Genomic DNA, 11,339 nt, shown 5'->3' on the forward strand with positions numbered 1-11,339 from the left:
GGCGCCTCCGGCGGCCTGGCAGGGGCCTGAAAACAGATGAGAAATCAGGCGAGACAGAGTTCAATCAACCCGCCTCGAAACACAAAAATTCAGACGCTCCCCCATCGGCTATTTCCTGCCGCCGAACCTGAGTGGTTTTTACTGTCAGTTGCAGTACGCACTGCCTGAGACCACGAAGCTCAGCGGTGTCGAGCCGTCGCAAAAGGGGCGCTACGTTGGCGGGCGCTTTGGCTACGCCAACGGCCCCCTGGACGTTGCACTGGGCTACGGCCAGAGCCAGGCACACACATTCCCCTGGGCTTGAACCAAGCCGCACTTGATCGCAAACTCACCACGCTCAACCTGGGCGCGTCGTATGACTTCGGTGTTGTGAAGCTGATCGGTGAACTGTCGCAAGTGAAAGACAAGAACGACACCATCGCGAATGCGGCGTTGCAGTTCGCCAACCGCACCACCAACAAGTACAACGGTGCTTTGCTGGGTATAACAGCTCCCCTCGGTTCTGGCCTCGTACACCCCTCATACTTGCGCGTGAAGTTCGACAACGGCGTGGTGAACGGTGGCGTTCTGGCCAATCCATTCTTCAACACCTCGAACTTCGACTCGACGGCCAACCAGTTGGCAGTCGGCTACTTGTACAACCTGTCCAAGCGTACCGCTCTGTACGCCACGGTTTCCAAGCTGAAGATCTCCGACGGCCAGAACAGCCAAGTTCTCGGTAGCATGGCCGTCATCCAGACGAACGGCACGAACCCGAATGCAGCTCCTTGCTCTTCTACGACTGTCCCTGGCGCCAACTACACGAATCGCAGCTCGATGGGCTACGACTTCGGTATTCGGCACTCGTTCTAATTTGACACTGGCTTAGCCAGTTCAAATTGAAAACGACAAGCCACTCGACGCCAAGTCAGGTGGCTTTTTCACATTTTTGACATTCGACAGTCATACGCTGGAATTGCAGGATCAATCGATGCCCACCGCATGCCCGCAATCAGCCCCGCCCCTAGTCCGAAGACCTGTGTCAGTCATCGCGCGCGACCTGAGCGGTATGGAAAGCTCCGGCTGAGCGACACCAGTGGGCCTGGAATGACTGCGCATAACGATGACTCCGACACACCCGACCGTTGGCCGGGCAAGACAAAGACTGAAACGGCAGAACTCAAACGTCTGGACGTAAGCCGGGGCACGCGCAAGCACTGCTCGCCCGCAAGTCGGTACAGGTTTGCAGCGCTGGTCGTGGCGCTCGCGCTGCTGCTGATCTGTTGGTCGCAGTTGCGGTGAAGCCCGGCTTTTGAAACGTGCAGGCCAGCGGTCTTTGCCGCCTGCTCACCAATGCCGCCGCCGTTGATGCAAATTGCATCTATCGTGCGGCAATGATCTGGACAGCCAGCCGCAGTCCGATTTCATAGGCCTCGTCTGCCGGCATCAGGCTCGCCGCGGTCTTTTCCGCCGCCATGCGATCGCTTTCTGGAGCAGCCACTACGCTGTCCCGGAGCAGCCGCCATTGGGACTCGGGCACAATCACGGCCTGCGCATCGCCACCATGCACCAACATGCCTGCGAGACGGCCGCTTGAATCAAGGACGGGGCCTCCCCGCATGCCGTCGGAAACATCGATGTTCAGTCGTCGATGACCAGGATCGTTCCCGAAGGCGCCAAAGAAGCCCTGGGTCAGCCACGGCCAGGCCGGTTGCGAAGCAGACGATCCAGCAAATTCAATGGCGAAGCTCGCGCTTCCCGCGAAGGGATCGCGTAAGACCACCTGAACAGGGCGGCCTCCTTCCAATGCGGCGTCGAGGCGCAATACCGTGACACCCATGGCCGACAGAGGCTGCTCGCGGTCAACGCGGGCCCGCGTCGTGCGCCCCAGGCCGTTGCGGACCCACAGCACCCCATCCGTGAGCGCCGCTGCGGTCGGTGCCAACGCCATGGTTGCGTTGTTGACCAGCACTCCGCTCGCCACGATTCGGGCACCGGACGGCGGATCGGCTTGCCCCGGCTCCATCACTTCATACGGAGCCATGCGGTGCGGCGCTTGCAGCAAAACATCCGACGCCAGTGGCCGCGACGCGTCGAATGCCTTGCGCGCTTGAAGAGCCACTGCGTCTTGCGGTGCCCTCGCAAGGGTGTCCCGAAGCACTCGCTCGCCAACCTCGCTCTGCCCGCCGACTTTCAGCAGCCAGGCATACAACGCGCTGGCCGACGGTGCTTCCAGATGTGCGCCGGCCGCATGCGCGCAGAACGCCAGCGCGCGGCGATATTGCCCAGCCTGCATGTACGCGCGCACCAGACCCATCTCAGTGTCGGGCGCGTGCAGCATCGCCGCTGCGCGATCGAAGGTCTCGATGGCTGCAAATGGATCACCGTATGCCAGCTGCGCTTCAGCGGTCGTCAGAAGCGCAGTGCGCGCACCCATCGGCGGGCCATCCAGCACCCGGGGGTCGGTGATCGCGGCGGCAGATCGCGCCGCAGCGTGCCCAGGGTTTGGCGCTGGCTGTGCGAAGCCTTGCGCACCAGCACCAGCCAGTGAAAGCAACGCCAGGATCGCCGAGCGCCTTGAAGGAAGGTGCTTGCAACCGTTCACGGAACTTGAGTGATGCGCGAAATCGCCAGTGCCGGCAACGCGGGATCGTAGGCAGCCTGCGGGGCCAGGTAGCCGGCATTGAAGTAAGCCGTGAGCGCATCGATGTCCTGTGCGCCACCCAGCAGGTTGATGCCTCCCAGCAGAACTGTGAAGCCATCACCGCCCGTGGCCATGAAGTTGTTGACCGTCACCCGGTAAGTCTTGGCCGCGTTTTGCACCACGCCGTTGGCCACGATCGTCTCTGGCGCGGCGGACGGTACCGGTGGGGTCACGGTGACGTCAGTGCGGGTCAGCACCGCGTTGATGATTTTGGAGCAGGGGGCGGCCGAAAGGCTCCATGAATACCGCAGGCCGTTCGACACCTGCATCACACGTTGGGCGGTCTGACCCTGGCAGCCTGTGAACTGTTGTTCGAGGAGGTCTTTCAACTGCTGCGCCGTCAACGTCAAGGTCACGAGACTGTTTCCAAACGGCTGCACCGTAAAGGCGTTTCCGTAGCTGACGTTGTAGGGATAGCTTGCACCGGCAACCGCGAAGCCCGGACTGCGCACGCCACCCGCGTTCATGAATGCGATTACGGCGCCGCCGAATGCGGCAGGCTGCGTGGCCTGCAACTGGGCGTCGGCGATCAGGCTGCCGGCCGGCATTTCTCCCGCAGGATTGGCCGTATTGGGCAACGCACTGGCGATGGTGCCGATCACCTTGTTGGACAGCGGCGACACCAGCGCGTTGTAGCCCGTGACGATGTTCTTCACGGTGGGGTCCGTTGCGATGGCGTTGTTGATCGCCACATCGGTCTGGTCGACCAGACGGTTGGTCGCCGAAACCGACACCACGTCGTGCGAGCGCGGATGCAGCGTCACGTCGATGTCGGTCAGCACGCGGCCGAATGCGCTTGCGCTGGTCACAGGGATCAGGCGACCGGCCCGGTTCGGCAGCCCGGTGGGACGTGGGGTTGCAACCGCTACACCGCTGACGTTCTTCACATCCAGCGTGTTGGCAGAGCAGTTGTACGCCGCGTGTGTATGCCCGCTGATCACCAGGTCGACCCCGCTGTCCAGGCCTTTGACGATGTTGGCAATGTCGGACTCGCTGCCGTCGGCGTTCTTCAGATTTCCGTCGCAACCGTTGATGTCGCCGACATTCGGATTGGTCTGAAAGCCGCCCTGGTGAACCAGAACCACGATCGCGCGCACGCCTTGCGCCCGCAGCCGGGGGATCAACGCATTGACCGTCTGCGCCTCGTCGCGGAACTCCAGGCCAGCAACACCTTTGGGGGTGACGATGCCAGGGGTACCTTTGAGCGTCATCCCGATGAACGCCACTTTGGCACCCTGAAAAGTCTTGATGCCGTAGGACGGGAACAGAGGTCGTCCCGTGCCGGTTTCGATCACATTGGCGGACAGCCATTTGAACTTGGCGCCGTCGAAAGTACCTGGTGCAGTCGAGCCGAGTCCCTTGCAGCTGTTCGGATCCGGTGCACCGTTGGTGATCTTGCAGCCTCCGTTTTGAAGCCGTTTCAGTTCGGCCGACCCCTTGTCGAACTCATGATTGCCAACGGCATTGAACTCGACGCCAATCTTATTGAGTGTTTCGACTGCCGGCTCGTCGAAGAACAAGGCGGAGATCAGCGGCGAGGCGCCAATGAAGTCGCCGGCGCCAACCACCACGTTCATCACGTTCTGCGCCTTCAGGCGGGCGACGTAGGCCGCAAGGTATTCGGCTCCACCCACTGCGGGGCGCTGCGCCGCGGGCACGACCGCGTTGACGCCAAACGTTCCGGGCGACTTCAAAGTGCCGTGATAGTCGTTGAACCCGATGATCTTGATCTTGATGGGCTCGCGTGACTGGCCATGGTGGTCGTCGTCATGCCCCCTGCCGTGATGCTGGCCGCCCCGATCGTCCCGATCATCATCGCGGTCCCGGTCACGGTCCCGGTCCCGGTCCCGGTCATTGCCGCGATCACGCTCGTTGGCGTTTGACGTGCGTGCAGGCTGCGCGGAAGCGGGCAAGGTCGCTACCGACACGGCGACGCACGCACCAAGGGCCGTCAATGTGGATGTGAGCAATAGGCGGCGGATCGTCATGGGCTGTCCTCATGGTTGATTGAATGCAAAGGCGGATGAGGTGCACACGCTCGTCGCACCGCAGAAGCTATGGCGCGACTATCGAGTCGCGCAGTGACCAAACGGTGACGACGAAGAGATAGGCCATCGACGTCATCCGCATGTCATCGATGCGCAGGGACAATGATGTGAAAGGCCCCAATGTCGCTGGTTGAGCAGTCGCTGCCGGCGGTCTTCATGTGCTTTGGAGACCCTATGAAATGCATCGATTCGAAGCGCGCTCTTCATCTCTCAAGTGCCGTGTTGCTGGTCTCATTCGCCTTCTCTGCATCGGGCGAAGAAATCGACGTCAATTCGGCCGAAGCCCCGTCCGAGAGCATGTCCTCCGCGCCGGCGCAACCCGGCGAATGGACACCTGCGAAATCGGCGGCGACTGCACAAGCCAAACCCAAGCCCCAGGCCCCTGCGAACAGTGTCGACGCACCGAGTTTTGGCGGTGCGGTCTACAACCCTTTTTCTGTTTCCGCGCCAGCAACGGTTCACCGCCAAGTGCCCGCCGAGGCGACACATACGGTCAACGAGCTCTGGATGGAACTCACCGTGATCGCGCTGGTGGCGGCTGCCGTCGCGCTGACATGGCTTGTGCGCAGGGCCTGAGTACCGGTGATCACGCGGGCGTCATGAAGCCTGCCTACGCTTGCCCGGTCACAACACTGGATGGAGGAATCTCATGATCCGATTGGCGAAGCCCAATGTGCATTTCATGGCGCTGGCGACGGCCACCGCGGCGATGATGTTTTTGTCTTCGACCGCCAGCATGGCTGCCGACCAGACCCAACCGGGCGATGGCAACGCAGCGGCCATCCGACTGGCAAAGCAATCACCGCTCGTGCGCTCGGCGATGCGCTATCTGATCGCTCAGGGCGAACGCATCGGCGATCGCACGCTGCGCACAGCCACGCTCGACATCCTGAAGAATCCGGCAACGTGCGCAGTGCATCGCCGCGGGCTGGCCACCGTACAGGCCCAAGATGCAGTGATCCAGACGCTTTTCGAGCAGGGTCTCATCAACCGCGCTGATGCGACGGCTTTCCCGTCGGGCGTGCGGGCTGCGATTTTCCCGCCGGTCCTGCAGGCAGATGCTGCCTGTCCGCAACTCCCGCAGCCGCTGGAATCTGCGCCGGGAAGTGCCTTCGGCGGACATCACTCCTACCCCGGTGGTCTACCGGTGCATGAAGCGAACAACGACCTCTACGACGAAAATCTTACCAAGCAATACCGCAGTGTCTACGGCTCTTCTGGACCGGGCGGACTGCCAGCCGTGGACATCGACGACGACGAGGAAGCGCAACACCATCACGGTGGTCGCGAGAGCAAGCGTCAAGGCGGTCTGCCCATCGATCAGGACGTGATACTGGCCGCGCCCATCTGGCATGACTGGGCAAAGACCATCGTGTTTCAGTGGAACGCCGACGGGAGTGAATTCACCGAGTTCAACTTCGGCGGCGCGGGGACCCAAGACGCCTGGGGTGCGGCCGGCGACTCGCGCACCGGTGGGCATCACATCCTCAGCATTGCCGAATCGATGGCGCGCGGCTTCTCGCCACTGATGGTATTGACACAGGCCAGCGCGCATTCGGCACCGACCCTCGGCAACGAGTTCAAGGTGGTCAACTGGCTGCGTGCGGCGGCGATCATCGCGCGCATCGATCCCGTGAAGGCGGGTTACCTCGGTAACGACAGCAGCGGGCGCCTGCGCCTGCCGCCACTCGGCAAACTGGGGGATGTCGATCTGACGGCCGGCGGGCAGACCAATCTTCGTGTCGAGTACACATTGCACAATCTGTCGGATGCCGACTTCACATTCTCCGGCCCGGCCGTTGCTTCCGTGAATGTCATCTTGACCAAGCTGGCGCCGGAGTTCGGCTACGACGCATCAGACGCGGCCACGTTCAACCTGCGATTTCGCAACCCGGCCCTCGCCTACCTCAGCGGCGAGCGTCTGCTGGTTCTGTACGGCACTAAGGGCCTGGACGCAGTGCGTCAGGAACTCACGCGGCTTAGGCAAACCGGAGCCATCTGATCCCCGAAGCGCCAGGGCGCACATCTCTCAAAGCGTCTTCACTGATTACGGCGTGGCGTTGTCCTCAAGCGGTGCGCGGCCGACGATCGCCTGTTCGGACGATGCGCGCGGAAAAGCGTCCCGTCATTTAGGCGGCCACTGGAGTTCGGACCCGTCGGACGGAGGCACAAGGACCGATGCAATTGCATCGAGCGTCAATGAAGAAATGAATTCCGAATCGGCGTATGTGATCTGTACCTTGCCCGTGTCCTGCTCAAGCAGCTGATCATCGGAGATTTTTGAGCCGTTCCCCGCTGCCCAGGCAGAGTCCCACAACAAGGCGAGATACCTGGCGCCGCTTGCCATGACCTGTGCTGTGGGCAGAGCCAATGCCTCATACATGGCATCGAGCACGGCGACGCGCGCTGTGCCCCCTGCCTCTTCGAAGACATCGAGGATGTGTGCCGGCGGCAGCGTCCGCGCAACCTGGTGCATCAGTTCGATGGTCGCCCTGGCAACTTGCGCGCCACTCCTGCACAAGGGAAGGAGCGCGGTTTGCTGCCTCAAGTCGAGCTTCACGCGGTCTAGCAAGTCGGGGGCGTGTCGAGAAACCATATTGGTCTCGAACGCACTGTGCACCCCTGCGCCGTAGGGAAGCGATACGCCTGTCGTGGGATCCGTTCTCGGGCTCGCACTTGACTTGTCGCCATCCGCCAAAGCCGAGCCATGCAGCGGCTGCGATGCGTCGCCCATGTAGTGGGCTGCGAGCCCGGCCGCCGTGACAAATCGAAGGACGTCACCCTCTCTCGCGAAGCCCACCATGGCATCAAAAAATTGCCAAAGCCGAAACGGCAGCAGGCCGCGTTTGAGCTTGTCTCCATATTGCGCGGCTGCAGCAGCGTCATGGTTCGCCTTGGCCAGGCTTTGCAGCTCGTCGTAGTAGGACAGCCAGGCTTGCACCGTCAAGTACTTCTCCGGATCGAGGCGGCACAGCTCTCTCAAATTCTTGCCGTGTGGCGCATAGTCAACATCGATGTCAGCGTAATGCGTTGGATGCTCGGGGCCATCGCTGCGGCCGGGACCGCCCGAGGTGTCGCGACCCCCGATCCGCCCGCCGCGCTGTTTGGGCAGCTTTTTCCAGATCTCGTCGGGCACGTCGGCGAGCGGCACAAACTGATCGCTTGCGCTGAGTTGCCCCACCGATTTGTCGAAGCCCCGATCGGCGATGTTCGATACGTCGAAGCTGAGAACCTGCGAATTGGCGAGCAGCAACTTCTTGAGCTTGGGCTCGCGGATTTGCTCGATCGCCAGAGCCGCGATGCTGTAGTGCCCTGTGCGTCCCCAGTAGCCAGAAACCCCACGGCTCAGGTCGGTGACCAGCTCTACGTCCAGCAGCTTGCACACGTTGCTCAGGCTGGTAGCCACAGCAAATGCAGCGCCTCGGGCCTGACCGCTCAGCACCTGACCACCCCATTCGACGGCGAAGGGGCGCAGCTGGCGCTGCGCCAGCGGCGTATCTTGTCTTTGGCGCGCCTGCGGGGACAAATCGAGATGCCACACCATTCCGGAATCGCCCGGGCGGGTTTGCTTCGCGCCATCGGGTGCGATCAGGAAGTCGCCGACATAGTCGTATCCACCGACGGATCTATGCCGGTAGAAAAGCGCCTTCACTCGACCGCGTAGCAAGCCCGACGCTGCGCCGTAGCCGAGCACTGGTTGATCGATCAACCTCAGAGAAAGATTGGCCTCGTTCACATCGGCCAACGATCCCAGAGGCGGCAGTGCATACGTGTTGCATGTCCAGTCGGCCGCGCGATCTACCCGCACCAGCCCGACATCGAGCGCGGCATAGCAGCGGCGTCCTGCAAAAGACGGGTAGACCTCTTCGAACGGGCGGCGTGTAAGGCATTTGTCGGTGCTGACGCCGATACGCGTCAATCCCTTGCGCGTGACGCTTTGAACCACCTCACCGGCGTCCCCGCTCGCATGCCGGGCCGTGAGCACGTAGGTGGTATGCCCGTCGGTGACGAGGCATCCGGCCGTGGCCGTATGCCTCTCTCCCTGAACGTCCAAGATGATGGGGCAACCTCCGCCGAGGGGATACGACGGCCTTGGCCCTTCAATCTCGGTCGCGTCGGCTTTGACTTCTTCGTCGCCTACTTCAACGACGCACACCGGTACAGCGCGACCGTCGGGCATGTACAGGGTCTTTGGCAGCATGAGGGAGGAATTGAAAGTCCCACCAGAACCAAACTCTGTTTCATCGGCCCACTTGCGCACGAACGCCAAAACACACGGCCACGAATAGTCGCGGACCTCCGAGTTGAAAAGCGTGCGCGCATACGTCTTTTTATTTGGCGGCCTCTTCCCCTCACCCGGCTTGCTTGGCCAATCCTCGTCTTTGCGGATCAAGTAGTAGCCAACAGCAGTCCCAACGACGTTGGCCTTGCTGAGAAGGTGATAGTGATAAGCATCGCGCGCTTCCAGCAGATCCTTCAAGGACATGCCGGCAAAGTTGTATTGGAGATCCAGGACGGACATGATTTTCCCTTTCAGAACGTCGACACGCTTGAATGCATCTGGGCGAGCGCCTGACGCTGAGCCCACCTCATGTTTCTCACAGCATCTAGACACCCTGATGACAGCCGCGGGCTACAGGCCCTTTTGTTGTTCGAGCACCTTTGCACCGTCGGCCAATGCGTGTCTGGCGGACTCATAGGCATTCAGGGAGGAAGCGAGCTCGGTTTCTTCCAGTGAAGGAGAAACCTCGCTGATGACCCAGACAAAACGTCCGCCTTCGATGCGATCGACGCGCAGCCGGAACATGGGTAATGTCATGATGGTCTCGGATGGGTAGAGGAGGCGCCTTCAGTGCACTTGCCCATGAGTCGCTTGAAGGGCCACACGCGCGCGTCATCCCGCTGTGCCTGAATTCCGCGCTGCACCGACAAGCGTAGAACCATGCGATGACAACCGAATGAAGACGCTCCTGCAGTCGGTGCCGTGCGGTGATGCCCGCGAATCAGCGCTACTCGCCACCGTCAGCCATGTGACGGTCTCAACCCATCCTGCTCATGTCCCGGATGTCATCCCGAAGAGAAGCGCGATCGCCTTTCGCCAACGGGAGGTTGATGAAAAGCTCGATCCTTCGCCGCAGCGAATAGAGAATCTGAACGGCGCCGTTGGCAGCTGCCTGCGGCTCTTTCAGCGCCGCCGCATCCGGCATCTCCCCAAAGCGCCGAATCCGGCTGACCTGGCCACGATGGCTCCTGCCCAAATTTCTCGACGTCCAACGTGAGGATGAATGAGGCCCTGGCCAGGTGGCGGGCCAGGAGATGGGAAAAAAATGCCGCCGCAATCATTGCCGGCGGCGGCATGCTCGCGCCGGCCAGCGCGCCCAAGGCCGCCCGGGTGAATTCTGTCCGTTATGTGGCGGGACCATGCGAATGACACCACCACAAAACCCTCACCCACTTGTTGAGGAAGTTGCAGGCCAGGTACGGCGCACACGACACGGACGTCGTGCGGTTGCGCGAAGCGGTGACGAAGCTTGAAGCAGCTCCGGGCCAGGACTTGTTGAGGCGTGTGGATGGACCGGCCTTTTTTTCCGATCGGGCAGCGCGACTGGCGCCTATGGCGGCCAAGACGGTGCGATGGGTTAAGCCACAGTCGCACCTTGCGGCGGGGCAGTGGTTACGTACTTTTAGCGCCCAGCATTCGAGCTCACAGTTCGGACGATTGTTTTTCAACTTGCATTGAAGCGCTGAGACAGAAAACCGACGTCGTATGCATGCGCTGTCGCTGTCGCAGTAGCGGCGGTGTCACAGTCCGCCTGCAGGATCAGGCTTCCTTTTACTGTCCAGGAAGTCTTGCATGTCCAAAGAAGCGCAAATGATCGCGGCTGCCGAAGTCGCGGACCGCTACATTGAAATCGTCCTGTCCGAAGAACCCGGTCTGCTTGTGGAGCGAGCGGCTGGCCAAGGTTCCAAGGACATCGCCAAATCGGCAAAGGCATTGGCAGAATTCCGCGAGCAACTCATCAAAGCCCTCGCTGACCAACCGCTTCCCGACATGGAGCAGGACGCCGATGCTGCCGGCGAGCGTGAGGACGTCCCAAAAGCAGAATAAGTCGACCAAGCCGGCAAATAGATTTTTTTGCATTTCAACTTCGAGTTGGCATCGAAGAAAGTTCGGCTGAGCCGCCCTGTAAGCAAATTCTTTGAGCGCGGCCGCGTCATCAATGCATGCTGCTACCGGAGGGTTGCATTGTCGGTTGGCGCGATTGCATCTTGTGTTGTGACTTTGCAAGTCACAGGCATGTCATAGCGTCTTCTTACATTGGTTCCATGCAGGGACGATCGCACATCGCGAATTCGTTGGCACTCGTACTCCGACCAGGAAGCTTCATGCACTCGATACGCCGTCTCTCTCAGTTCACTGCCGCAGGTCTGATCCTCGCGGCCTCTGCCTCACCCGCCTTCGCCCAGAACGTCACCGGCGCAGGTGCAAGCTTTCCGGCACCGCTGTACGCCAAGTGGGCCGGCGACTTCAACAAGGCGACCGGCACGCAGGTCAATTACCAATCTGTCGGTTCCGGTGCCGGCATCAAGCAGATCGAAGCCAAGAC

11 protein-coding genes are annotated in these 11,339 nt (G+C 61.3%); 7 read left to right on the top strand and 4 right to left on the bottom strand.

What is annotated here, in order from left to right; translation table 11 throughout:
* The first annotated feature begins 103 nt into the window (after positions 1–103).
* Positions 104–304: a porin gene (locus tag RCH10_RS26245; RefSeq protein WP_409054663.1), complete on the top strand. Its 201-nt coding sequence runs from the start codon at positions 104–106 to the stop codon at positions 302–304.
* Positions 301–852, top strand: coding sequence for a porin (locus RCH10_RS26250; RefSeq protein ID WP_323499453.1), 552 nt, complete (start codon positions 301–303; stop codon positions 850–852). Before RCH10_RS26245 ends, RCH10_RS26250 begins: the two co-directional genes overlap by 4 nt.
* 508 nt (positions 853–1,360) lie before the next feature.
* On the opposite strand, the gene RCH10_RS26255 is transcribed toward RCH10_RS26250, so the two are convergent.
* Both RCH10_RS26255 and RCH10_RS26260 read right to left on the bottom strand, forming a co-directional pair.
* Entirely contained in the window at positions 1,361–2,416 is a 1,056-nt protein-coding gene (locus RCH10_RS26255; RefSeq protein ID WP_323499454.1) for a hypothetical protein, read from the bottom strand.
* A gap of 164 nt (positions 2,417–2,580) precedes the next feature.
* Complete coding sequence (locus RCH10_RS26260) at positions 2,581–4,671, bottom strand: bifunctional metallophosphatase/5'-nucleotidase (RefSeq protein ID WP_323499455.1); 2,091 nt, start codon at positions 4,669–4,671, stop codon at positions 2,581–2,583.
* Between the two features lie 234 nt (positions 4,672–4,905).
* Here RCH10_RS26260 and RCH10_RS26265 point away from each other — a divergent pair, with 234 nt between their 5' ends.
* A complete protein-coding gene (locus tag RCH10_RS26265) occupies positions 4,906–5,307 on the top strand; it encodes a hypothetical protein (RefSeq protein ID WP_323499456.1) in 402 nt (133 codons plus the stop codon).
* Positions 5,308–5,380: 73 nt separating this feature from the next.
* A complete protein-coding gene (locus RCH10_RS26270; protein ID WP_323499457.1) occupies positions 5,381–6,733 on the top strand; it encodes a hypothetical protein in 1,353 nt (450 codons plus the stop codon).
* Between the two features lie 123 nt (positions 6,734–6,856).
* On the opposite strand, the gene RCH10_RS26275 is transcribed toward RCH10_RS26270, so the two are convergent.
* Together RCH10_RS26275 and RCH10_RS26280 are read right to left on the bottom strand one after the other, a co-directional pair.
* On the bottom strand, positions 6,857–9,253 hold the full coding sequence (locus RCH10_RS26275) for a S1/P1 Nuclease (RefSeq protein ID WP_323499458.1): 2,397 nt from the start codon (positions 9,251–9,253) through the stop codon (positions 6,857–6,859).
* A 111-nt stretch (positions 9,254–9,364) separates the two neighbouring features.
* Positions 9,365–9,550: a hypothetical protein gene (locus tag RCH10_RS26280; protein WP_409054661.1), complete on the bottom strand. Its 186-nt coding sequence runs from the start codon at positions 9,548–9,550 to the stop codon at positions 9,365–9,367.
* 139 nt (positions 9,551–9,689) lie between these two features.
* Between RCH10_RS26280 and RCH10_RS26285 the strand changes: the two genes are divergently transcribed.
* The 3 genes from RCH10_RS26285 to RCH10_RS26295 all read left to right on the top strand — a co-directional run.
* Positions 9,690–10,010, top strand: coding sequence for a hypothetical protein (locus RCH10_RS26285; RefSeq protein WP_323499460.1), 321 nt, complete (start codon positions 9,690–9,692; stop codon positions 10,008–10,010).
* 575 nt (positions 10,011–10,585) lie between these two features.
* Complete coding sequence (locus RCH10_RS26290) at positions 10,586–10,840, top strand: hypothetical protein (RefSeq protein ID WP_323499461.1); 255 nt, start codon at positions 10,586–10,588, stop codon at positions 10,838–10,840.
* A 278-nt stretch (positions 10,841–11,118) separates the two neighbouring features.
* The coding region (locus RCH10_RS26295; RefSeq protein ID WP_409054662.1) for a substrate-binding domain-containing protein at positions 11,119–11,339 on the top strand (221 nt) is incomplete at its 3' end.

Source organism: Variovorax sp. GrIS 2.14, assembly GCF_046115955.1.
Lineage (GTDB): Bacteria > Pseudomonadota > Gammaproteobacteria > Burkholderiales > Burkholderiaceae_C > Variovorax.

What these genes read in the sequence shown, in the direction of transcription:
- RCH10_RS26270 (WP_323499457.1), top strand. Translation starts at nt 5,381, where the DNA reads ATGATCCGATTGGCGAAGCCCAATGTGCATTTCATGGCGCTGGCGACG.
- RCH10_RS26290 (WP_323499461.1), top strand. Translation starts at nt 10,586, where the DNA reads ATGTCCAAAGAAGCGCAAATGATCGCGGCTGCCGAAGTCGCGGACCGC.
- RCH10_RS26265 (WP_323499456.1), top strand. Translation starts at nt 4,906, where the DNA reads ATGAAATGCATCGATTCGAAGCGCGCTCTTCATCTCTCAAGTGCCGTG.
- RCH10_RS26275 (WP_323499458.1), bottom strand. Translation starts at nt 9,253, where the DNA reads ATGTCCGTCCTGGATCTCCAATACAACTTTGCCGGCATGTCCTTGAAG.
- RCH10_RS26280 (WP_409054661.1), bottom strand. Translation starts at nt 9,550, where the DNA reads ATGACATTACCCATGTTCCGGCTGCGCGTCGATCGCATCGAAGGCGGA.
- RCH10_RS26285 (WP_323499460.1), top strand. Translation starts at nt 9,690, where the DNA reads ATGAAGACGCTCCTGCAGTCGGTGCCGTGCGGTGATGCCCGCGAATCA.
- RCH10_RS26260 (WP_323499455.1), bottom strand. Translation starts at nt 4,671, where the DNA reads ATGACGATCCGCCGCCTATTGCTCACATCCACATTGACGGCCCTTGGT.
- RCH10_RS26255 (WP_323499454.1), bottom strand. Translation starts at nt 2,416, where the DNA reads ATGGGTGCGCGCACTGCGCTTCTGACGACCGCTGAAGCGCAGCTGGCA.